Raw genomic sequence first — 23,917 nt, forward strand, 5'->3', positions numbered from 1 at the left:
CACTTCAGATGTTTATTATTCACCTAAAGCTAAGTAAAAGTATGAATTCAAAACTACTTAGACAAGTCCTTCTTATGTCTAAATTTGCCATATACGGCTTGTTCTTGCAGTGCTTTTTATGCTCGCTTCTCCTGGCCAAAGAAGGCATTGCACAGAGAAAGAAGCTCGAAGAAGTTTACATATCGGTTAACTTTAAAAATGCTCCTTTAAAAAAAGTTTTTCATGAAATCGGAAAACAAACGGACTTTCATTTTGCCTATAACAGCTTGACCTTTGATGAAACTTTGCGGGTATCGGCTCAAGCCAAAGGAGAATCGTTGTCCGATTTTTTGATGGGGCTATCCAAAGATACAAAGCTCCGGTTCACCCGGATTAACAATGTCATTTATGTAAAGAAGAAACATAAAAAGAATACAGTGCCTCTGGTGGAGGATATTGTTCAAGAGGTGACCATCTCCGGAAAAGTAACTTCACAAGAGGATGGGGAGCCACTTCCGGGGGTCAGTATCTTGATCAAAGGAACCGCACAAGGAACCACGACCAATTTTGAGGGAAGCTACAAATTAGCCGCTCCTAAAGATGCCATATTGGTGTTTAGCTTTATCGGTTATCAAACGCAAGAGGTCACGGTAGGCAGTGAGTCCAGGGTAAACGTAGTAATGCAAACGGATGTCTCACAGTTGGAAGAGGTGGTAGTGGTCGGTTATGGAACGCAAAAGGAAGTAAACCTGACCGGAGCCGTCTCCTCGGTGGATTCCGATGTGCTGGACTCCCGGCCCATTACCAGTGTAGGCCAAGGTTTACAAGGGGTTATTCCCAACCTGAATATTTCCGTATCTAATGGCTCGCCCGGAAAAGGTGTGTCTTTTAATGTACGGGGGGGTACTTCCATCAATGGCGGGTCGCCTTTAGTACTGGTGGATGGTGTACAGATGGATCCTAACTTGATCAACCCTAGCGATATACAAAGTATTTCGGTTTTGAAAGATGCGGCCTCTGCGGCAATTTACGGAGCCAGGGCGGCTTATGGGGTGGTTTTGATTACGACCAAAAGTGGTAAGAAAAATCAGAAAATGCAGGTATCGTACAAAGGAAATGTGTCGTTCAGTAAGCCCACTCGCTTGCCGGAGTATATCAACTCTCTGGACTATGTCAACATGATGAACACCGCCAGTCTAAATGCGGGTTCCGGAGTGTATTTCGATGATGAATATGTGGGCCATGTGAAAGAATACTTGGCTAACCCTGTACCTGAAAATGCCGTGTTCCCGGATCCGAGTAACCCGGATAAATACCTCTACTCGGGCAATACGGATTGGATCGATGTGATTTACGATGATTATTCGGTCAACCACCAACATACGTTAAGTCTGAACGGAGGCTCGGAAAAAACGTCTTATTATGCTTCGGTGGGGATGTTGGATCAAGGAGGTTTATTGTCTCTTTTTGACGAGGAGTATAAAAGAGTCAATGCATTGATCAATGTGAAAACGGACATTACGGATTGGTTGAGTTTTACCGCCAAAACAAATTTTAACCATACAGGCAAACTTTCTCCTTACGGTTCGGTGTGGTCGGACGGGGCCGAATCCGGGTTTATTTCAGGAGACTTGCGGCCTTTAATGCCGGTTTATCATCCGGACGGGAATTATTCCGGGCAAGGAGGATGGACCAACCAAGCGGCATTGCTCACACAAAGTGGTACCCGCCGGGCAAAAATTAACGATGTTTGGTTGAGCGGTGCCTTGCAGGTAAAGCCCAATGAGTCCCTTTTATTCAACCTGGATTTTACTTCTAATTTTTATAGCAAAGTTGAAAGATTCCACCGGAAAGAAATCATCGAGTACTATGCGAATCCGGAGTTAACTACTATTTATCCCTGGACAAAGCCCAGCAGCCTTACCATGAGGCAGTACGATGATTACTACAGCGCATTGAACTTGTGGGGGCAATATGAAAAAACGATGGGCAAACATTACCTCAAAGGCTTGGTGGGTTTTAACCAGGAATTAAAACATACTCGTAACTTTTCATCTACCCGGGACAATTTGATCAACAATGATTTAGGGGCGATCAACCAAGCCATCGGAGAACAGTATGTAGGTGGAGGAGAAGGTGAATGGGCTATTCGCGGAGCTTTTTTCCGCTTGAACTATGTGTTTGACGAACGCTATTTGCTTGAGTTGAATGGTCGCTATGACGGTTCTTCCAAATTTCCGAAAGAAGATCGTTTTAAATTTTTCCCCTCCGTATCCGTGGGATGGAGAATTTCGGAAGAAGCTTTTTTTGAGTCGCTCACTTCAGTGGTTAATAACTTAAAAGTCCGGGCTTCTTACGGTTCATTAGGAAACCAGAATATCAACGGGAACAATTATCCGTATATCGCTACCTTAGGGGCTAGTTCTCAGAGCGGCTACATCATTAACGGGGTACAGCCAGTGGCCATTCACCCTGCGGGTTTGGTCAGTAGTTCTTTGACCTGGGAAACCGTGAACCAATACGATTTGGGCTTGGATGTAGAGTTGTTGAACAGCCGTCTGAAGGGTAGTTTTGATTATTATACCCGTTTTACCTACGACATGCTTACCGGGGGGCAACGGTTGCCTGCAACTTTGGGAACCGGAGTGCCGCAAGAAAATGCAGCCGACTTAAAAACCTACGGTTGGGAATTGTCTCTTTCATGGCAAGATCAAATCAACGAACAGGTAGACTACTATTTCAGTGCGGTTCTTTCGGACTATCAAACGGAAATTACCAAATTTAAAAATCCTAACGGGCTGATCAATGAGTACTATGAAGGACGTAAGTTTGGAGAGATTTGGGGTTTTACCACACAAGGCTTGTTCCAGTCAGATCAAGAAGTGGATGGGGCTCCTGACCAATCGCAGATTTGGGGTGGCGAATGGGCTGCCGGGGATGTCCGGTATGTGGACCTCAACGGAGATGGTGAAATTACCCGTGGGGAGTCTACCTTAGAGAAGCCGGGAGATTTGAGCGTGATTGGCAATTCCACTCCTCGCTATAGCTTTGGCTTGCGCGGTGGGGTAGAGTGGAAGGGGCTGAGTTTTAACCTGTTTTTCCAAGGAGTGGGCAAGCGGGATTATATGCCCGGAGGCAATTACTTTTGGGGACTTACCAGCCAATGGGCTGTTCCTCAACAGCATAGCCTGGATTACTGGACGGAAGAGAATCCGGATGCCTATTGGTTCCGGCCAAGATTCGGGCAAGGAGGAAACTACCAGACACAAACCCGCTATTTGCAAAAAGCCTCTTATATCCGTTTGAAGCAACTGAACATCGGGTATAACTTGCCGAAAACCCTCATCCAACCACTGAGATTGGAAGCCGTACGAGTATACTTTAGCGGGGAAAACCTTTGGGAAAGCAGCGGCTTGTTAGATGCTTATGATCCGGAAGTGTTGGATGCCAGTACCTATCCCTTACAAAGAGTGTTGTCGTTAGGGATTGATGTACGCTTGTAATTTCATCTTCATCTAAACTTATGGAAGCTCATGAAAAAAATATATTTATATCCACTAATTACCTTATTCATCACGCTGTCGGCTTGTAATGACGACTTCTTGGAGCGCTATCCTTTGGATGCCCTCAGCGATCAGGGGTTTTGGAAAAAAGAAGCCGACCTGGCAACCTATGCAAACCGGTTTTACCCTTCTTTACCCGGAGCCTTTGCCCGGGATTTGGATAACCAAAGTGATAACAAAGTTCCTCAAAGTCCCAATTCGTTTTTGTTTGACGAATACATTGTACCGACTTCCGGAGGGGGATGGAGTAGTAATGACTGGGCGCAAATCAGAGCTTGTAATTACTTCTTACAACGGTATCATACCGTTACTGGTAACCAAAACCTGATCGATGCCTATGTGGGGGAAGTGCGCTTTTTTCGCGCCTGGGAATATTTCAATAAGATCAAACGCTTTGGGGATGTGCCATGGCTAAGTACCGATTTGAATGCATCGGATACCGAAGTATTGTACAAAGCCCGTGACCCTCGCAACGTAGTGGTGGATTCCGTATTGGCAGACTTGGACTATGCCATTGAGCATTTATACCCAAAAGGAGAGGCATTACCGGACCGGTTGCATGCCGATGCGGCCAGGGCATTCAAAGCAAGGGTATGTTTGTTCGAAGCCAGTTTTCGAAAATACCACGGTCTGACCGGCTATGAAACGCTTTTTGAGGAAGCGAAAAATACCGCTTTTGACTTGATCAACTCAGGAAGGTATGGTTTGTACTCTACCGGAAATCCGGATAAAGATTATTATAACCTGTTTATCCAGGAAGATTATGCAGATAATAGCGAAGCAATTTTTTACCGTTCGTATATCAAGGATATTCAAACACATAACAATACCCGGCAAATGACGGAGTCAGCTACCGGCTTTAGCAAGGATATGGTAGAATCGTATCTGTGCAAGGATGGCTTGCCCATTGCCGAAAGTGGCTTGTACCTGGGAGATGATTCTTTGACCATGGAGCTGACGGACCGCGATCCGCGTTTGTTACAAACCATTGATAATAAAACCTTGCCTTTTCAATTGGATGCCAGTGGCAATCCTACATACAACGATTTACCTGTCATTGATCCGAATCGTTGCACCACAGGGTACTTTGTGATGAAATTTCACTCTCCGGACGAAGCCCAATGGAATGCCAACCAATCTACTTTGGATTGGTTGATTTTCCGCTATGCCGAAGTACTGTTGATTTATGCGGAAGCCTCAGCAGAACTGGGACAAGCCACACAGGTAGTATTGGATGAATCTGTCAATTTGTTGCGAGAGAGAGTAGGGGTGGCCCCATTGTCGGTCAGCGTGGGTTTTACCGACCCCAACTGGCCTGACTATGGCTATGCCGTTTCGCCTTTGTTACATGAGATCCGGAGAGAACGCAGAGTAGAGTTGGCTGCGGAAGGCTTCCGTTGGGACGACCTGGTGAGGTGGAAAGCCGGAAAATTGACGGAAAATCTCAAGACACTCTATGGAATGAAAATTCATCCCGACTTGGAAGGGCAGTATGGTTCGCGTTTAGACAATATCACTTTAACGGCCGACAGGCTTATTCAAGTGTATCCGGGTAGGGACCAACGGGTATGGAATGACCGTCTGTATTTGTATCCGTTGCCATCGGAAGAATTGGTTCTCAATACAAATCTAACACAGAATCCGGGATGGGAATAATAGGAACAAGCACATATTGAAAAAATACATATTCAAAAGGAAGAGGCTTTTTAGCTTCTTCTTTTTTACTTTATCTTTCCCAAAGAAATTCAACAATCTAATAATAAATACAATGAGAGTTTTAACTTGGCTTCTTGCCTGCTTTTCAGCAAGCAACCTGTTTGCTCAGTCTCTGGAGCAATATCCCTTATATGAAAAAGAAAAAATACAAGTCAAATCCGATTGGCTGGTAAAGCCCATCGCCCAAAAAGCGGCCGTGTATCGCGATCAAGACGGGCATTTGGTTCTAAGCAATGGGTTGGTTTCCCGGATTTTTTCCATGGAACCCGATGGCGCAACGGTGGCTTTGGAAAATCTGATGGATCAATCTGCGATGCTCCGTTCTGTCAGACCGGAAGCCGAGCTGGTGATTGACGGAATGACATTTCCCATCGGAGGACTTACCGGACAACCGATTCACAATTACCTTTTACCGGAATGGCTGGAGGGGATGAAAGCAAATCCATTGGCATTTCATTTGGCGGAGTTCTCTACCCGGCCTACTCAACCGCGTTTCGCATGGCAAAAACGAATGGATTGGATGCCGGAAGATTTGCCCTGGCCCGCTCCGGGAGTTGAAGTGACGTTTCGTTACAAAGCGGATGACGAATTGATAGACCAGTTGATTGCAAGAGCTTCTTCGGATGAGAACCGGAAAGTCATTTTGGACGACCGCTTTCAAAAACTTTCCGGAAAATGGAAAATTACCGCTTCCAAAGCAGATGCCAGAAACTCTTTTATCAATGAAGGAAAAGCCGGGGAAATCATGGCTCTTGCCAATACCTCCGTGTTTGCCGATCAAAAAGTACCTAAGGGAGCAAGCGTTTTTGTAGCCAAAATAAATCCGGGCACCGATCAAAGTGTAAGTTGGGGGCCGGGAATAGGATTGGTTTACAAGAATAAAGTCATAAAACTGAATGTAAGACCGGGACAAAAAGAGTTTGGCTGGTTTGATGGAGAAAAGGAACACACGGCTAAAGGCATGAAAGAGGGGCAACCCGTATGGCTACGGATAGAACAGCGTTCGGAAGAAATTGTGTTGGGCTACTCTTATGATGGGAATGTGTACACCTCCTTGGCTTCCTTTGCAAAGAGTTCCGGTGAAGTACCGGAAATGTTGCGGGTAGGAAAGATGGCTTGGGATGGCCACAACTCCGATCATAAAAAGAAAGGAGACAGAGTCCGCTTGCTTGTGGAACAAGTAAAAATATTGGGTGCTTTTTCAGAAGCTTCTTTACAAAATCAACAAGCAAAATTCACCTACCTGAAGGGGTTGGATGTAAACGTCCATTATGAATTGTACGATGGCCTTCCGGTATTTTGCAAATGGATTACCGTAGAAAACCACTCCGGAAAGACCGTTACCATTGACAAGTTTAAAAGTGAAATCTTGGCAGTAAGCGAACCGGAAAGTGTAGTAGATGGTAAAAAGAATTGGCTCTTGCCTAATATTACGGTGGATACGGACTATCGCTTTGGCGGAATGTCCAATGAAAATGTATTCGAATCCAGCATTGCCTGGAACCCGGATCCCTTGTATGCGACTCAAGTAAATTACGAAAGGAGCATGCCTTGTCTGTTGGAAGCCTATCCCAAATACGGACCGGCCAAAACCTTGGCTTCCGGAGAAACGTTTTCCAGCTTTCGTACCTGGGAGCTGTTTCATCAAAACAGAGACCGGGAACGCAAAGGCTTGGCCCAACGAAGAATGTACCGTGCCATAGCTCCATGGGCTACGGAAAACCCTATTTTAATGCATGTGCGCAGTGCGGATGAAACTTCCGTGAAAAGGGCCATCGACCAATGTGCCGAAGTAGGCTTTGAAATGGTGATTATGACCTTCGGAAGTGGCTTTGCCATTGAAGACAACAGCGAAGAGTACCTTCAACGGATGAAAGCCTTGGCCGATTATGCACATGCCAAAGGAGTGGCCTTGGGAGGATATTCCCTCTTGGCCAGCCGTAGAATCGGGGGAGGACATGATGTGGTGATGCCCGAAGGAAAGACGCCCCGTTTTGGCAATTCTCCCTGCCTGGAAAGTGAATGGGGCGAAGAATACTTTGAAAAACTCTATCATTTTTATCAAAAAACCGGACAGGATATTTTAGAACATGACGGCTCGTATCCCGGGGACGTTTGCGCTTCAACATCTCATCCGGGACACAAAGGTCTGGCGGACTCACAATGGGAACAATTTGAAAAAATCCGGAAGTTTTACGAATGGTGCCGGGGGAGGGGAATTTACCTCAATATTCCCGATCATTATTTCCTGAATGGGGGAAGTAAAACCGGTATGGGCTATCGCGAAACCAATTGGTCATTGCCCAGAGAGCAACAGGAAATCATCGAAAGGCAAAATATCTACGATGGCACTTGGGACAAAACGCCCTCTATGGGATGGATGTTTGTGCCTTTGGTACAATACCACGGAGGAGGAGCCGCAGCCACCATCGAACCTTTGAAAGAACACCTGCCTCACTATGGGCAACGACTGGCCAACTTGTTTGGTGCAGGGGTACAAGCTTGCTATCGCGGGCCCCAGCTTTACGATGCGCCTGAAACAAAAGTCTTGGTTAAAAAATGGGTGGATTTTTATAAAAAACACCGCAAAATTTTGGACGGGGATATCATCCATATTCGCAGGCCGGACGGCAGGGATTACGATGCCATCCTGCACGTGGATCCGGACGGTGAAGAAAAAGGACTTTTGATGGTCTATAACCCTTTAAACAAACCCATCCGGCGAACCTTGCACTTAGATTTGTATTATACTGGCTTGGAAACGACAGCCACCGTGATCGAGCAAGATAAGAAGAAAACTTCTTATACCCTCAGCCGGGATTATACCATTGAATTGCCGGTTGAAATTCCGGCCCGGAGCCAGACTTGGTTTGTCATTCAATAATGAAGTGGTTTACATTTATAGTTTTTGAAACATTTTTTAGGAAAAAGAAAAAGTTTCATTCACTTCAATAATATAATTAGAATAACATGAAGCCCCTGAGCCTGTAAAGGCCGGGGGCTTTTTGGTTTTTATAAGTATGTAAGCAAAGAGAGCCGGAAGCGAACAAGTGCGCCAATCCTTAATTTATCTACTTATTTAAATAACGCTGATATACCCGGTTTTCTTCCTCCGTGCATCGTTGAGAACTCAGCATAAAGCCGGCAATAATTTGCAGTAATTCAGGCTCTTGTTGAGTTTCTTCCAATGAACGAAACAATTTGAGTAGTTGGGCTTGGTCCTCTTGGAGCATTTTTTCGTTCTTGAATAAATCCGGGAGATAATGATTCAGTGAAAAACGCAAAAAGCGGATTTCGATTTGCTCAGGAGCACTTTTGACGGCTTTTTTTAAATGTTTTTTTGCCTTTTTTACCAGGCTCAATCGTTTGACGGGCATTTTTTTATGCAGGGCAGACAAGGCGTAAAAGGCTCCGTGGTAGGCTTCTTCTACCGGGCTTTTCCTTGTTTTTGATTTAAAGAAGTGCAGCATTTTTCCCGCCTTTTCTTCTTGTTGAAAGGCTTCCAGGTAAAGCAACCTTAATTCATCAAGAGCTATGACCGAATCTTCAATACAATCGCTTTTTGTAAAATAGGAACGTTCGTCAAAAACGATACAGGGTTGATGACCCGTATTGCTCATACTTTCCGGCTGAAAAGTGAAAACCAACAAGGAGATTATCAGCGTTTTCATAGTAAAATTGTTTGTTGGGTTTCGGTACTTTGGATAGCCGCTTCAATCACTTTGATCACGTTCAGGGCTTCTTGGGCCGTTACAGCAAGTGATGAGTGATGTACAATACTTTCGTAAATAGTATCATAATAGGTGGCATAGTTACCGGGGAGCGATTCAATTTTGCCCCGAAAGTGCAAACCTTTTGTACTGGTATTCAAAGTTCCGTGCAGGTGTTCGGGTTCTTTGCCCCAGTCCGCTTCGTTGGGAAGTCGTCCTTGTTTGAGTGCTTCTTCCTGAGGGTCCATACCGTATTTCACAAAAGAGCCTTCCGTCCCATGTACGATAAATTTGGGCATTTCTTCCCTGACCAGATAACTGGATCGTAAGATTGCATGGAAATCAGGATATTGTAAGGTCAGATGAAAGTAGTCATCTACTTTCCCGCCTGTTCTCTGAATCCCTTTTTTGGCAGTCACACTTAAGGGCATTCCAAATAACACTAAGGCCTGATCAATCAAATGAGAACCTAGGTTATATAAAATAGATCCCTCTCCGGCTTGTTCTTTCCAGGTACCTTCCTTTATAAAATTCCGGTAGCGGTCAAAGTGGGCTTCGTATTCTACGGTCCGGCCCAACAATTGGTTTTGAATGACCTTTTGAACGGTCAGGAAATCACTGTCCCAACGCCTGTTATGAAATACACTCAAAAGCAGGTTTTTATTTTGGGCCAGGGCCATCAGTTCCGCTCCCTCCTCCGAATGAAGGACAAAGGGCTTTTCTACCACTACATGTTTTCCAGCTTCCAGAGCGGCTTTGGTTTGAGCATAATGCAAGTAGTCCGGGGTGTTGATAATCACCAAATCCAGTCCGGGTTGGGCAAGCATTTCTTCAAAACTTCTTAGCACTTGTGCCTCCGGATAAAATGCCTGACTGAGGGTTTTGGAGCGCTCTACAATGGTGTGAATTTGCAAATTTGGATGCATATGTACTAAAGGACCGTGAAAAACTTGTCCTGACATTCCAAAAGCGGCAAAGCCAACTTGAACTTTTTTTTCGTGATTCATGGTATCAAATATTTATAGTGTTGTAGTGCCTCTACCATTGGTAAATAGGCTATTAAGCAATTTGGGTAGGGTTTTAGTTGGATACCCCCACCGGTACTCCTATGTTTTCTGTCACAATATTTACTTTTATTGCCTGAAATTCAATACCCCATAACCATATTTGCCGTTAGTGTCTTATACTATCACAGAGGGTGGGCCGTTTTTAAAAGAGATTTGTAATAATTATCCTAAAATTCGTCAAAAAGAATGATGAAATTAAAGAAGTTCCCTTATATTCTTGTAAAGAAAAAGAATATTGAAAAGTTAAAAGAGGATTATAAACTCATTTCCAGGGAAATCAAATTTGCAACTAATTTTATTAAATCCATCGAGGATGGTAACCTGGATGCCAAGCTGGATACCTCTGCCTCCAATGACAGCCAGTTTTCACAAGCGCTACTGAGTATGCAATCGCAATTGAAACATATTGCGGAAGAAGAAAAGGAGCGAAATTGGTCGACTGTGGGACTGGCCAAATTTGTGGAGATTTTGCGCAATTTCAATTCGGACATTGGAGAGTTAGGCGATTTGATTATTACGAATGTGGTGCGCTATCTGGAAGCAAACCAAGGAGGCTTGTTTATCTTAAATGAAGATTATGACGAACCATATCTTGAATTGATTGCTTGCTATGCCTATGAGCGGAAAAAATTTATAAATAAAAAAGTTGAAATAGGAGAAGGACTTTTAGGACAGACTTTTCTGGAGAAGGAAACGGTATATATGACCGAGGTACCGGATTCTTATATAAATATTACCTCCGGCTTGGGGAAAGCCAATCCCTCAGGGATTTTGATTGTGCCCTTGAAAATCAATGACGAGGTGTTTGGTATGATGGAATTGGCCTCTTTCAAAGAGTTTTCCAACTATCAAATTGAGTTTTTGGAAAAACTGGGAGAGAACATCGCTTCCACTATTTCTACGGTAAAGATCAACGAAAAAACCCGGAGCTTGCTGGAAGATTCTCAAATGCAAGCGGAGGAAATGCGGGCCCAGGAAGAGGAGATGCGGCAAAATATGGAAGAATTGCAGGCAACTCAAGAGGAAATGCGCAGAAAGCAAACCGAACTGGAAACGGCTTACAATACCTCCCAGCAACAGGCGGATAAAATGTCGGAGCAGGAGAAAAAATTAAAGGACTCTGAGAAAATGCTGCAATTGGTGGTGAATCACTTGCCGGGTGGGGTGTTCTGGAAAGATAAGAACTTGAATTATATGGGCTGCAACAATGCGTTTGCGGAAATGGTTGGTTGTAGCTCACCGCAAGAATTGATAGGCAAAAACGACTATGAGTATTTCCCTAAAGATTTGGCGGAAAAATACCGGACAGATGACAGCGAGGTCATGACGGAGGGAACACCCAAGTTGAATATCGTGGAACCAAGCAAAAAAGGAGAGGATACACTTTATGTAAATACGACCAAAGTACCGATCAGAAACGAAAAGGGAGAGGTCACTTCCATCTTGGGGATGTTTTATGACGTGACAGAACAAGTAGAGAGGGAAAGAGTATTTAAAGAGAAGTTTATGGAAGCGCAGGCAACAGAACAGGAGTTGGAAACACTCAAACAAAAAATGTTGGAGATGGAAGCGGAAAATGAAGACCTTAAAAAGCAATTAACACAGCATAATCAATCATAGATTTTCGTACTTAACAAAGAAAACCCGGTAAACAATACACTGATGTTACCGGGTTTTTCTTTTTGCCTTATTTCGTAGGAGAAACTACTTGATCACTTCGTTCTAAAAACTCATCGTAGAGCAAGGTTTGCCGGTTGATTAAAGGTACTTTCCAACCTTTGATAAAGACCTGTTTTACCTGTGTTTTTGTTTCAAAAGGATCTCCGTCAGTGATAAATAAGGTGGCTTGTTTTCCTTTCTCCAAGGAACCCATTTCTTGAGCCAGGCCAAAAATTTCAGCAGGAACGATAGTTACGGCTTCTAGAGCTTCTTTTTTGCCCAGGCCATAGGCAGCTGCAAATCCGGCATGATAGGGTAAGTTACGCACATTTTCTGCTTCCGAGGTACGGATGGCTACCTTCACCCCGGCTTTTTTCATCAGCCCGGCATTGGCATAGGCTTTATCGTAGCGATCGTACCCGCGGCTTGGCGTACTTAATACGGGGCCGGTGATGACCGGAACCTTGGCTGCTGCCAATGAATCGGCTACCCGCCATCCTTCTTTCACCCCGGTAAAAACCGCTTTGATCCGGTGTTGTTTCACCCAGGCCAAAGCTTTGAGAATATCGGAATCTTTATTGACTTCTACCAATAAGGGCTCTTCTCCTCTGACAGCGGGTAACAATGCTGCGATCTCAGGAAAGTAGCTTGGTTTTTCGGCAGAAGAAGGAGCCGCTTGATAAGCAGAATCCAGTGTATGGTAAAATACAGCCTTTTCCCAGGTCTCCGTCAAGCGTTTGATTTTTTGCTTATACTCTTTGTCAAATTCTTTTTCCGGCCGTTTGTCCCACCAAGGTTTGGCGGAAGAGGGGTAATTTAAAATAACGCCTTTGAACCCTGCAAACATTTGTTGAGGAGTATAGCCATGCAAATTGATCAAAGCAGCCGTGCCGGGAAACATCCCTCCGGAAGGTGTGGACAGTACAGTCGTCACCCCGGCTACCCGTGTGACCGGAATTAATACGGAGTTGGGATTGATGGCGGTCAACGCATTCATTTGCGGAGTAATTTCTCCTAATTCACTTTCATCGCGGGTTTCCTGTAAGGAACCGATCTCTTTTAACCCCAGTTGGGTACCGGCATCAATCAAACCGGGATAAACCGACAAGCCTTGGCAATTGAGCACTTCGGCTCCGGCCGGAATCGAACTATCCGTACCCATGTCAAAGATTTTCCCATCTTGTATAATCAGCGTTCCGTTTTCGATTACTCCATTGGTTACCGTATACAAAGTAGCGTTGGTGAGGGCAAATACACCTGTTTCGGCTTTGGGGTTTTGTGCGAAAAGCGTGTTGCACCATAACAGCGCCATCATCAGCTTTGTGAACAAAAATCTATTTATCATTTTTTTAGAATTATGTCTTGATTAAGTAAATAACGAGTGACTTATTTTTCTCCTAAAAAGAGTTCCAATCCTTGCAGGCATTTATGGTCGTGGCCGTGGTCATCAAAGTTGGCCGTGTCAATATCCTCTTCGGGATTGACATACACACGCATATCATCCGGATCATTGTGGATATCAAAATGGAGGATGCCGTCTACCAAAGTCATTTGGGGAATGGCATAGATAGAAAGCGGGTGGTTTTTAAAGATGGCAATATCACCGTCTTTCCCAACTTCAATAGATCCCACTCGTTGGTCAATACCCAATTGTTTGGCGGGATTGATGGTGATCATAGCCAGGGCTTGTTCATCACTCAGCTCTCCGTACTTTTGAGTTTTGGCGGCTTCGTGATAAAGGTGGCGGATCAATTCGTCACTGTCCGAGTTGATAGAAGTAGTGACTCCGTTATTCGTCAGGATCGCGGCATTGTAAGCCGTGGAGTAATACACTTCAAACTTGTATGCCCACCAGTCGGAGAATACGGAGGCATAGGCGCCAAATTTGGCTAATTCCGGAGCAATTTTAAAGCCTTCGTTTACATGTTGAAAGCAGATTTTTTTAATTCCGTAATCTTCACAAACCTGCATCAACATCAGGATTTCATCTGCCCGGTAGGAGTGGCAATGAATCATCACCTCTCCGTTTAAGATATCGACCAAGGTTTGCAAACGGAGGTTATATTCCGGAGCGATTCCGTTACCGCCTTGTTGTTTATACTCCTTCCACTTTTTTTGATACGCCAAGGCTTCTTCAAAAGCATTGCGGATGACGGCTTCCACGCCCATTCTGGATTTGGGTGGAACGTTATGGTACTTTCCATGTACCCGGGTAGGGTTCTCTCCCAAGGCAAACTTGATGGTCCGGGTTGCGTTTTTCATCCGGAGCAGCTCCGGGTCGGTGACCCCATAGCGGTGTTTGATGGTTTCGTTTTGTCCTCCAATGGCATTGGCCGAGCCGTGCATGGCATGCGAAATGGTAACCCCTCCGGCCAAGGCCCGGTAAATGGAAATATGAAAGGGGTTTAAAGCATCACCTGTCCATACTTCGGCCGTCACCGGACTGGTCATTTCGTTGACGGCATCAATCGCAATATGGGAATGGGCATCGATAATTCCCGGCATCACAAACAAACCTTCGGCATCGATGACTTTGACTCCTTTGGGAGCTTTTAAATCCGTTCCGATTTTTGCGATTTTTCCCTCTAAGATTAATACATCCGTATTTTTCCGGGTGCCTTGTGTGATGGTCAGAACCGTACCGTTCTGAATCAGTACCGAGCCATTCGGAATTTGGGCATATATTCCTAAACTGCCGAGTACAAGTAAAAAACTAAGAAAATAGCGTTTCATCTTTTATAATCATTCAATTTGATATCTTAAAAAAATGTAGTTGCTTGCTCTCTACAATCAACCTTCAATTCCTCCAACCCTCCAATCCTTCAGTCCTCCAATCCCTCACTCCTTTTTTAAGGCAAGCGTGTAGCTTTGATTTCAAACGTTCCTAACTTATCTGCTTCAGCTTTGCCTGTAGCTTGTAGGCCGTTTATAGTGAGTTGTACTTTTATTGGGTGTTTTTGTCCGTCTACCTTTACCGTATAAGTAAAACTCAATGCATTTGTTTGAACCTGTAGCTTTTCCAAGGCGGTTGCATTTTCGGAATACTTGCTGGACATTTCACCTGTCAGTTGCCCGGCTTCTTTACGCAGGATAATTTTACCATTGTTTAAGCCTTTTCCACTTACCGTTTCATAATACCAAGTGCCTTCTACAGCCGGTTTTTTATCCTCTTCCGGTTTTTGCTCTTCGGCATCCATCTCATACTTTTCTCCTTCGATAAATACATATTTCACCTGTGGACTGGCTTTAAAATAAGGCCCTGAAGTGATCAATAAGTTGGCAATCTTTCCTTTTTCAATAGTTCCAACCGTACCCGAAATACCCAGTATTTCCGCTGGGTGTACGGTAAGAGCGGCCAATGCTTCTTCTTCACTCAAACCGTGTTCTAATAAGGTTTGTAAGTTTTTAGAAAAGTCTTCCGGTTTGGTTTCCAAAAGCGAGAAGCCAAACCGGATTCCTTTCTGTTGAAAAAGTGCCGCTTGTCCACAGTATTTTTGATAAAACTCCTTTCTTCTTTGCAGAAGTTTTTCGGTTTCCGGAGTGATTTTGACAGAGTCCGTTTCCTCTGTTTTTTCTTTGGGTAAATTAGTGGAAAGAAACACCGGCAAGTTGTTCGACTGAATCAATTCAACTAAATCCCAGCCCTCTTTCAATTCGGTTAGCACCAGTTGGAACCCCAGCTCTTTTTGTAAGGCGATGGCCCGGTGTGCCTGTAATAATTTTTCAGTTTTGAAATATACCGGTCTCTTTCCTTCGGCTACCGGCACAAAGCTATCCAGAATACGGTCATAATTCGGCCGTTGGGTACCATTGGCGCTTTGAGTATATACCAATTGGTTTTGTTGATATAGCTGGGCATTTTTATATAAATTTTTCCATTTGGCCGTAATCCCGATGATCGTAGAAGGGTATACGCCTTTGGCATTGACAAATTGAGCAAACAAGGACGCATTGTTTTTTACAATAACCTGATCGGCATCCTTATCCGCCAAGAGTACCAAGGCTCCTTGTCCCGGTAGCATCTGGCCATAGGGCACCGTATGAGCAATGGTAAACCCATTTTTTCTAAGGGCGGCAAAGGGTCTTTTTTCCAGTTTCAAAAGATCGTTAATTTCCCTGTCCGCTTGGATGCCTGCCCGTTCATTTCCGGGCTGATCGGGATTTTTTACTTTGGGGGCAGCTTTCTTTTCATCCGGTTTGGGGATGCCTATATGGGAGGCCCCGGCAATAAAGCCGGCATAGACATACAAGGAGTCCCCCGAAATGATTTGAGCATGGAGTGGGACGTTTACCTGGGGGCCTACAGCCTGGATCAAACCGTTTTCAAAGAGTACGGTTCCTCGTTTGATTACCTTCCCGGGGGCTGTGATGATAGTGGCATTGGTAATGGCATAGGTCTGCGTTACCGGGGGAAGTTTATCTGTTCTTTGTGCCTGAAGGGCAGTGACTGACAGTAAAAGGCTAAAGGCGAATAAGAGAAATCGCCATCGTAGTTTTATCATAGTTAAACGGTTATCTGATAGTGGATTTAAAAATTTTGATAAAAAAAGTCATCTCTTAGGAGATGACCAAAATATTTTAGAAGAATCCGTTGATTTTTATCGGAGATTCTGTTTTTACAAGTATTTGATTTGTAGTTATTTAATGGGTTTTAGGTAAAGGTAACCTGCGAGGTCAGAGTAGCATTCATCGCCTAGCAAGGTACGCGCTCATACCACAATGATCAAAGTTCAATTGTTTTTCCGGTTTTGAACGATTCGTCAGCCGCCAATACAATTTTAAGACTGTTGATCGCATCATTGATATGGTCGGAGAGGTCCATATTTTCATTAATGGCTTTCAGGAAGAAGGCCTGTTCCAAGTCACAAAGTCCTTGATGATCCGGTTCATCAGCAGTATTAACCAGTTCGTCTTTCTTGGCAAATTGACCGTTTTGATCCAGTTCCGAATGGTGTAAGCGCAGGCTGTTGGTTTTGGTATGAGAGTCCACATCATCGGAGTCTTTGTCGCGGGCTTCGTTATTTTGATCTACGATGCTGACACAACCTTTGGGGCCAACCACATCTTTAACAAAGAAAGCCGTTTCACTCATCATCGGTCCCCAACCGGCTTCGTACCAACCAATGGACCCGTCATCAAAGGTCACCTGTAGTTGTCCGTAGTTATACATACCGGTTTTGAGTTCTTCTGTCAACCGCGCTCCGATAGCGCTTACACGGATGGGCTTTGCGCCTGTCATTTGGCACATCACATCCACATAATGTACCCCACAGTCCACTATGGGCGACATGCTATTCATCAGGTTTTTATGGGTGATCCAATTCTCTCCGCTACTTTGCTGGTTGAGGTTCATTCGCATTACCAAGGGTTTTCCCAACTCTTTGGCAATCTCGATAAATTTTTTCCAGGCAGGATGTACGCGCAGGATATACCCCACTACAATTTTTTTATTCTTTTCATTGGCCAGTTTTTGCAATTGATTGGCTTCCTCTACCGTTTCGGCCAAGGGTTTTTCTACAAACACATGGGCCCCGGCTTCCAGGCTTTTTCTTACATACTCGGCATGTGTGTCGGGGTAGGTGCTGATATTCACCGCATCCGGTTGGGTCTTTTCCAAGGCCTCTTCTATGCTGTTAAAACCTTCCACCGAACCCAATTCCTCCGTCAGGGCTTGCCGGCTCTTAGGGCTCCGGCTCACAAGACCTACTAATTCAAAACCCTCCATTTTATGATATGCGCGTGCATGGGAAGCTCCCATATTGCCACAACCTACAACCAGAACTCGAACTTTTTTTTCCATTATTTACTAGTAGTGATTAAAATTTCGACAAAATGAACAAAGCGTTTTTGAACTTAAGATGAACCGTTCTTTGAAAAAAGCATGGCTGCTTTTTGACGGTTCTTACTAGCTAAATTATATAATATTATTAGTTTAAGTAGCAGAAAGAAGAAAGAAATAAAAGGAGAAGCGGGAGAAAAGTGCACGTTTTTGCGTTTTTTTTGAAAAAAACACCGCCATTTGTTTGCATGAGTTTCCCTATTCCTATAGATTTGGTAGTTCCTTTTTTGTAAATTCTTGTGGAAAAGGGCGTTATAGTAAGTTCTAAATTCTAATTTTCTTCATCGTTCATGTTAAAAGACGAGCGCCTTAATTACATCTTAGAAGAGATTCGCACCTACAATAAAGTAAAGTCTTCCGAATTGAGTAAACATCTCAATGTGTCTGAGGATACCATCCGGCGGGATTTGAAAGAGTTATCCGATTCGGGCAAGATTAAAAAAGTGCATGGGGGCGCAATGGCGGCTTCTTATTTACCTTACCGCTTCAAAGACCGGGAAATTTATGCCCATGAAGAAAAGGTGAAAATTGTCCGCAAAGCCGTCAACCTGATTAAGGACGACAATGTGGTGATTGTCGATGGAGGAACTACCAACCTGGAGCTGGTTCGTTTGTTACCCCGCGATTTAAAAGCCACCTTTTTTACCAATTGCCTGCCGGTGGCAACACAACTCACAGAATACGAAAATATCGAAGTGTTTTTTATAGGAGGGCGTGTATTGAAAAATGCCCAGGTGGCTATAGGCCTGGATGTGATTAATGCCTTGAAAGATATCCGTTCGGATATTTGTTTTGTAGGAACGCGTAGTATTCACCATGAGGCCGGTATTACCGATATCGACCGGGAAGAAGCCCAGGTAAAACGGGCCATCATCGACTCTTCCAACCAAGTGGTGTCCTTGGCGATTTCCGAAAAACTGGATGTGATTCAGCCTTTTGTGGTTGGGAATATTCAGAGTGTGAACACCATCGTCACCGAGTTAAATCCCGATAATAAGATTTTCAGGCCATATAAGAAAATGGCCATTGAAGTCATATAATATATCCTATTTCATAGCAGCATGTTATCCTGCACTTTGTTCGAGGCAATTGAGCAAAGTGTATTTTTTTGACTCTTTGAGCTTCCCTCTTTCATAGGATTTCCTCCTTTGTATAACCCCAGTTACGAAGGCGTATATGAGTAGCTTTTAGCAATTGCCCACTACTGTTTCACTCAATCATTCATTTTGATTAGGCATTTATGAGAACAATCATCATCACTTGTGGCAAGTGGAACGCGGAAATTATTACTACCTTGTTCCTGCGGATATTCTTTCATTGAAGAAAGTAAAGGTAAGTAGAGAAAGGACCCCCGAGTCTACGGAGCCTGTCTTGGTAGGAGAGCTTGCTTAACAATGTACACAGGAATTCTTGGCTACTTATATGTTTGCTATTGTATTTTTTAGTAACTTATATCTCATCTTGATAATCATCTTGCTAAACCTCTCATTTCCTCACTTTCAGGTTAGACAACGCTTCCATATAGTTTCATCATCATCTACTAACACTACGAAAATTATCCTGCACATGCTCTTGTGAAAGAGAATGGAGCGCTATGGGGTAATTGAATACATTCTTACTTCTAACTAAATACAAAATGATGAACAAGTTTCTACTCTTAGCAGTGGGTTTTCTGCTTTGTTGGACGACCCATGTCGTACAAGCTCAAACCCGTACTATCAGCGGTACGGTGACCAGTGCCGAAGAGGGCCAGGGCTTACCAGGAGTGAACATCTTGGTAAAAGGCTCTACGGCCGGTACCACTTCGGATATCAATGGAAACTATACGCTTACCGTTGCGGCCGATGCCCAAACGCTGATCTTCTCTTACATCGGCTATCTTACTCAAGAAATTGAAATTGGCAATCAATCTACGATTAACATAGCCATGGTCATCGATACACAGCAACTGGAAGAGGTGGTCGTAACCGCTTTGGGTATCGAAAAGCAAAAGCGGTCTTTGGGCTACTCGGTGACAGAATTGCAGGGAGAAGAATTCACCCAGGCCCGGGAGTTAAACCTGGCCGATGCGCTCTCCGGAAAAGTGGCGGGGGTTAATGTCAGTAATATAGGCTCCGGAGTAGCCGGTTCCAGCCGGGTAATTATCCGGGGAAACACTTCGCTGGCCGGAAACAACCAGCCCTTGTATGTCATTGACGGAGTACCTATGGACAATACCCAGTTGGGTTCGGCCGGGATGTGGGGAGGTCAGGACTGGGGAGACGGTTTGAGTAGCCTCAACCCGGATGATATCGAATCCATCAGTGTGTTGAAAGGAAATACGGCAGCGGCTTTGTACGGTTCCAGGGCATCTAACGGAGTGATTGTGATCACCACTAAAAAAGGAACCAAACGCAAAGGCATAGGTGTGGAGTTCAATTCCAACCTTACGTTGGAAAATATCATCAATACCTATGATTTTCAGGATTCATACGGGCATGGAAACCGGGGGCAAAAACCCACCACTTTGCTGGAGGCCTTAGATTATGGTGCTACTGCATGGGGAGCCCGGTTGGATGGCAGTCCCGTATTGCAATTTGACGGGGAGATGCGGCCATACTCTAATCGCGGGGAAGATAATTTTAAAAACTATTACCGCACCGGGTCTACCATTACCAATACCTTGGCTTTAACCGGAGGAGGAGATAAACAGACTTTCCGCTTTTCCGCTTCGGACTTGCGGAATGAAAGCATTACTCCCAACTCCCGGATGAACCGGCAGACCTTTACGGCAAATATCAATTCCAATTGGGTAGACCGGTTGACACTTTCTACGAAAATACAATATTCCAGAGAGGAAGTGGACAACCGAGCCCGCTTGTCTGATGCTCCGGGAAATGGAAACTACACCTTATCGGTGTTGCCTCCTTCCATTGATGTAGAAGACATGAAAGGAACGACTCCTAAGGAAGGGGCCCAGGAGGATGGTACAGAATTGCAATACTCTTCGAATGTGTTTTCCCAGAACCCTTATTGGGCGGCTTATCAGTTTGAAACCAAAGACATCCGGGACCGGGTCTTAGGATCTGGTTTGTTAAGGTATGATTTTACAGATTGGTTATACATTCACGGGCGTTTGGGTATCGACTGGTACACTTCCCGGAGGACCAGTATAGAGCCTTACGGAACGGCCTACAAAATCCGGGGAAGTATTCATGAGATTGAACGAAGAGTGCGGGAAACCAACATGGAGTTTCTTGTGGGAGTGGAAAAAGAAATCGGAGTTTTCAACGTGAGTGCCTTCTTTGGAGGAAACCGGATGAGAAGAGAAGACGAAACTACAGATGTAGGGGGAGATAATTTCAATATCCCGTTTTTCCATACGATTTCTAACCTGGAAGCACCGGTGGTAAATTTTATGGATATTCAAAAGGGTATCAACTCCCTGTTTGGTTCTGCCGAGTTTTCATATAAAAATTATGTCTTCCTGACTTTTACAGGCCGGAATGATTGGTTCTCTTCGCTAAATCCGGAAACCAATAGCATCTTTTATCCCAGTGTGGGTGCCAGTTTTGTGTTCACAGATGCATTTGAATTGCCTTCATGGATTAGCTATGGTAAGGTCAGAGCTTCCTGGGCGCAAGTAGGAGGGGATACGGAGCCTTATAAAACAGCGCTGAATTATAGCTTGCTGGCTCCGGGGCACTTAGGCAGGCCCGTAGGGAGGATCTTGCAGGATGTGATTCCTAATCCCGATTTGCAACCCTTAGTAGTGACTGAAACGGAAGTGGGGTTTGATTTGAAATTCTTTGGAAACCGGCTGGGGGTAGACTACGCCTTCTACACCCGGAAAACCGAAGAAGATATTCTGGACGCAAGTATTTCCGAATCCACAGGCTTTGCTTCTGCAACCGTGAATATTGGAGAGTTGACCAACGAAGGGCATGAACTTTTGCTAACGGCCACTCCGATTGCCAGTACTTTAAAATGGGATATCTCCTTCAATTTTGCTTATAACGAAACTACGGTACAAAAACTGGTAGGGGATCAGAAAGTTTTTTCCGCAGAAACAGCCCGTTCACAAGATGCTTTTTCTCAACACCGTATTGAGTTTACGGATGAAAACGGTGTCCATATGGAGGGAGGATATAGCCTGATTGTAGGGTACAAACAAATGACCATTGATGGGATGAAAGTGTATGATGATAATGGCTACCCGGTTAGGGGTAACCTGGAAGTGTTAGGAAGAGGGGTACACCCTTATACCTTAGGCGTTAACAACAGCTTTAATTGGAAAAACTTCAATTTGGGCTTTTTGGTGGATATGAAATTTGGAGGAGACCTGTATGTAGGAACCAATGCCTCTACTGTAGGAAACGGTATGCATAGAATGACTTTAGGGGGCCGGGAAAACGGCTTGACGGTATCCGGAGTGGATGAAAGCGGAACACCGAATACCTGGACCATTGCTCCCGAAAATTTACAAGACTATTGGGACCGGTACAATGATATCTCCGGGAACTTTGTGGAGGATGCTGGTTTCGTGAAACTGCGCCAAGTGATATTCGGGTATAATTTCCCTAATTCCCTTTTGGACAAAACTCCATTTACTTCTATCAATCTATCGTTTGTGGCCCGGAACCTTTGGTTAATCCATAGCAATGTCGATAACGTAGATCCCGAATCGACTTATACAAATGGCAATGGCCAAGGGCTTGAGTGGTTTGGAGTGCCTCAAAACCGGAGCTATGGGTTTAACCTGAATTTAAAGCTATGAAAGCACGAGTATTCATCCAAAAAGACAAATGAACATGAGACTTATTAACTATATCGGTTCAGCGGTACTTACGGTGGCATTGGTTTTCTCTTCTTGTAATACCAAGGAGTTTCAGGATTTGAATATCAATCCGGTTGCTGCTGACAATATCAACCCCGGCTTCATTCTTACTTACACACAATTGCAAACGTCCGGGGAGCGCTACGAAAACTGGCGTGCGGTTTTGATCTATCAGTCGACTATGATCCAGCATTTTGCGACCTTACCCGGTTATTGGGCAGGAGATAAGTATACATACATCGGTTCGTACTCTGCCTCCCTTTGGGATAGGGCTTACCGGAACTATGTCCGGGATTTGGTGAATCTTGTCGAAATAACCAAAGAGGACCCGGCCTTGATCAATTTCAATGCAATTGCCCGTATTTGGAAGGTCTTTGCTATGCACCGGCTTACGGACCATTACGGGGATGTTCCTTACTTTGAGGCCGGAAGAGGCTTTTTAGATGTGAATTTTAACCCCAGGTACGATGCCCAAGAGGATATTTATATGGATATGTTGAAAGAACTGGACGAAGCAGCAATGGCCTTATCCGATGCCGAAGGTACTCCCGAAGATCAGGATCTGATTTATGGAGGAGATTTAGCCAAATGGAAACGTTTCGCTTATTCCATGATGCTGCGCTTGGGGATGCGGATGACCAAGGTAAATGCTTCTCAGGCCGAACAATGGGTGACCCGGGCCATAGCCGGAGGTGTAATGACCAGCAATGACGATATCTGTTTTATACCACATGATACCGGACCCGGTGGCTTACAACGGAATGGTATCGGAGAAGTATTTAATTACGATCCTGATTCGAAAACGTATACCAATGATGATAGCCCTCGGTTGAGTTTAACGTTTGTGACGTATTTGGAAGATCACAACGATCCCCGGTTGGACCTGTACAGTTGGGTCGTTTCGGGAGGAGAACCCAAAGGAATGCCCAATGGCCTGGATGCCACCACCATACAAGATTATGAGGGTGGAAGTGACTTGGATACCTATAGTCGGATAAATCCATTATTCGTACTGGTGTCTTCTCCTATGGTGTTCCAGACGTATGCGGAAGTGGCCTTTTTGCTGGCGGAAGCCATAGAGCGTGGCTGGCATGCCGGAAATGCTGCGGAAATGTACGAAGCCGGAGTATGGGCGGCTATGAAACAGTACAGTATTTATGACCCTTCTTTAGAGATCGCAGATGCGGATATTGAGACCTATCTGGCTGCCAATCCGTATAATCCGGCCCAATGGGAGCAAATACTGGGTGAACAATATTGGGTGGCAACCTTCTTAAACGAATATGAAGCGTATGCCAATTGGAGAAGAACGGATTATCCGAAGTTGACTCCGGTGAACTACCCCGGTAACCAGACCAATGGCACCATTCCACGAAGATTGAGATATCCCGGTGGGGAAGCTTCATTAAATCCTGATAATTACCAAGCGGCTATCAACCGTCAAGGACCGGATTTGTTGACTACCCGTATGTGGTGGGATGTAGAACAATAGTTTTTACAAACTACGCTCTTTACAAAATACAAACCCTTCATGAGATGAAACTCTTGAAGGGTTTCTTGTATAGATA

13 protein-coding genes are annotated in these 23,917 nt (G+C 44.5%); 7 read left to right on the top strand and 6 right to left on the bottom strand.

Annotated elements, in window-relative coordinates; genetic code table 11:
• Positions 1-74: 74 nt before the first annotated feature.
• The 3 genes from AAG747_RS11260 to AAG747_RS11270 all read left to right on the top strand — a co-directional run bounded on the left by AAG747_RS11260 (position 75) and on the right by AAG747_RS11270 (position 8,142).
• Positions 75-3,482, top strand: a complete 3,408-nt coding sequence (locus AAG747_RS11260; RefSeq protein ID WP_346821269.1) for a SusC/RagA family TonB-linked outer membrane protein — start codon at positions 75-77, stop codon at positions 3,480-3,482.
• A gap of 30 nt (positions 3,483-3,512) precedes the next feature.
• Positions 3,513-5,198 (top strand): RagB/SusD family nutrient uptake outer membrane protein, encoded by a 1,686-nt coding sequence (locus AAG747_RS11265; RefSeq protein ID WP_346821270.1) that lies wholly within the window; start codon positions 3,513-3,515, stop codon positions 5,196-5,198.
• A gap of 112 nt (positions 5,199-5,310) precedes the next feature.
• Positions 5,311-8,142 (top strand): hypothetical protein, encoded by a 2,832-nt coding sequence (locus tag AAG747_RS11270; RefSeq protein ID WP_346821271.1) that lies wholly within the window; start codon positions 5,311-5,313, stop codon positions 8,140-8,142.
• A 187-nt stretch (positions 8,143-8,329) separates the two neighbouring features.
• Here AAG747_RS11270 and AAG747_RS11275 read toward each other — a convergent pair whose 3' ends face one another.
• Both AAG747_RS11275 and AAG747_RS11280 read right to left on the bottom strand, forming a co-directional pair.
• On the bottom strand, positions 8,330-8,929 hold the full coding sequence (locus tag AAG747_RS11275) for a hypothetical protein (protein WP_346821272.1): 600 nt from the start codon (positions 8,927-8,929) through the stop codon (positions 8,330-8,332).
• A complete protein-coding gene (locus AAG747_RS11280) occupies positions 8,926-9,975 on the bottom strand; it encodes an oxidoreductase (protein ID WP_346821273.1) in 1,050 nt (349 codons plus the stop codon). The genes AAG747_RS11275 and AAG747_RS11280 overlap by 4 nt, the downstream gene beginning before the upstream one ends.
• Before the next feature lie 246 nt (positions 9,976-10,221).
• Here AAG747_RS11280 and AAG747_RS11285 point away from each other — a divergent pair, with 246 nt between their 5' ends.
• Complete coding sequence (locus tag AAG747_RS11285; protein ID WP_346821274.1) at positions 10,222-11,655, top strand: PAS domain-containing protein; 1,434 nt, start codon at positions 10,222-10,224, stop codon at positions 11,653-11,655.
• Positions 11,656-11,722: 67 nt separating this feature from the next.
• On the opposite strand, the gene AAG747_RS11290 is transcribed toward AAG747_RS11285, so the two are convergent.
• The 4 genes from AAG747_RS11290 to AAG747_RS11305 all read right to left on the bottom strand — a co-directional run bounded on the left by AAG747_RS11290 (position 11,723) and on the right by AAG747_RS11305 (position 17,494).
• Complete coding sequence (locus AAG747_RS11290) at positions 11,723-13,039, bottom strand: amidohydrolase family protein (protein ID WP_346821275.1); 1,317 nt, start codon at positions 13,037-13,039, stop codon at positions 11,723-11,725.
• A gap of 41 nt (positions 13,040-13,080) precedes the next feature.
• Complete coding sequence (locus AAG747_RS11295) at positions 13,081-14,427, bottom strand: amidohydrolase family protein (RefSeq protein WP_346821276.1); 1,347 nt, start codon at positions 14,425-14,427, stop codon at positions 13,081-13,083.
• A gap of 116 nt (positions 14,428-14,543) precedes the next feature.
• Entirely contained in the window at positions 14,544-16,196 is a 1,653-nt protein-coding gene (locus AAG747_RS11300) for an amidohydrolase family protein (RefSeq protein ID WP_346821277.1), read from the bottom strand.
• 221 nt (positions 16,197-16,417) lie between these two features.
• Positions 16,418-17,494, bottom strand: a complete 1,077-nt coding sequence (locus AAG747_RS11305; protein ID WP_346821278.1) for a Gfo/Idh/MocA family protein — start codon at positions 17,492-17,494, stop codon at positions 16,418-16,420.
• 329 nt (positions 17,495-17,823) lie between these two features.
• On the opposite strand from AAG747_RS11305, the gene AAG747_RS11310 reads away from it, so the two are divergent.
• From AAG747_RS11310 to AAG747_RS11320, 3 genes are all read left to right on the top strand, one after another.
• Complete coding sequence (locus AAG747_RS11310; RefSeq protein WP_346821279.1) at positions 17,824-18,573, top strand: DeoR/GlpR family DNA-binding transcription regulator; 750 nt, start codon at positions 17,824-17,826, stop codon at positions 18,571-18,573.
• 596 nt (positions 18,574-19,169) lie between these two features.
• Positions 19,170-22,289 (top strand): SusC/RagA family TonB-linked outer membrane protein, encoded by a 3,120-nt coding sequence (locus AAG747_RS11315; protein ID WP_346821280.1) that lies wholly within the window; start codon positions 19,170-19,172, stop codon positions 22,287-22,289.
• Between the two features lie 34 nt (positions 22,290-22,323).
• Positions 22,324-23,841, top strand: a complete 1,518-nt coding sequence (locus AAG747_RS11320) for a SusD/RagB family nutrient-binding outer membrane lipoprotein (protein WP_346821281.1) — start codon at positions 22,324-22,326, stop codon at positions 23,839-23,841.
• Positions 23,842-23,917: the final 76 nt, after the last annotated feature.

Origin of the sequence: Rapidithrix thailandica (assembly GCF_039710355.1) — a bacterium.
GTDB classification, from domain to species: Bacteria; Bacteroidota; Bacteroidia; order Cytophagales; family Flammeovirgaceae; genus Rapidithrix; species Rapidithrix thailandica.

Bases quoted from the DNA above. Each gene is read 5' to 3' on its own strand.
- AAG747_RS11275 (WP_346821272.1), bottom strand. From the start codon at position 8,929: ATGAAAACGCTGATAATCTCCTTGTTGGTTTTCACTTTTCAGCCGGAA.
- AAG747_RS11270 (WP_346821271.1), top strand. From the start codon at position 5,311: ATGAGAGTTTTAACTTGGCTTCTTGCCTGCTTTTCAGCAAGCAACCTG.
- AAG747_RS11320 (WP_346821281.1), top strand. From the start codon at position 22,324: ATGAGACTTATTAACTATATCGGTTCAGCGGTACTTACGGTGGCATTG.
- AAG747_RS11260 (WP_346821269.1), top strand. From the start codon at position 75: ATGTCTAAATTTGCCATATACGGCTTGTTCTTGCAGTGCTTTTTATGC.
- AAG747_RS11280 (WP_346821273.1), bottom strand. From the start codon at position 9,975: ATGAATCACGAAAAAAAAGTTCAAGTTGGCTTTGCCGCTTTTGGAATG.
- AAG747_RS11285 (WP_346821274.1), top strand. From the start codon at position 10,222: ATGATGAAATTAAAGAAGTTCCCTTATATTCTTGTAAAGAAAAAGAAT.
- AAG747_RS11290 (WP_346821275.1), bottom strand. From the start codon at position 13,039: ATGATAAATAGATTTTTGTTCACAAAGCTGATGATGGCGCTGTTATGG.
- AAG747_RS11265 (WP_346821270.1), top strand. From the start codon at position 3,513: ATGAAAAAAATATATTTATATCCACTAATTACCTTATTCATCACGCTG.
- AAG747_RS11315 (WP_346821280.1), top strand. From the start codon at position 19,170: ATGATGAACAAGTTTCTACTCTTAGCAGTGGGTTTTCTGCTTTGTTGG.
- AAG747_RS11300 (WP_346821277.1), bottom strand. From the start codon at position 16,196: ATGATAAAACTACGATGGCGATTTCTCTTATTCGCCTTTAGCCTTTTA.
- AAG747_RS11295 (WP_346821276.1), bottom strand. From the start codon at position 14,427: ATGAAACGCTATTTTCTTAGTTTTTTACTTGTACTCGGCAGTTTAGGA.
- AAG747_RS11310 (WP_346821279.1), top strand. From the start codon at position 17,824: ATGTTAAAAGACGAGCGCCTTAATTACATCTTAGAAGAGATTCGCACC.
- AAG747_RS11305 (WP_346821278.1), bottom strand. From the start codon at position 17,494: ATGGAAAAAAAAGTTCGAGTTCTGGTTGTAGGTTGTGGCAATATGGGA.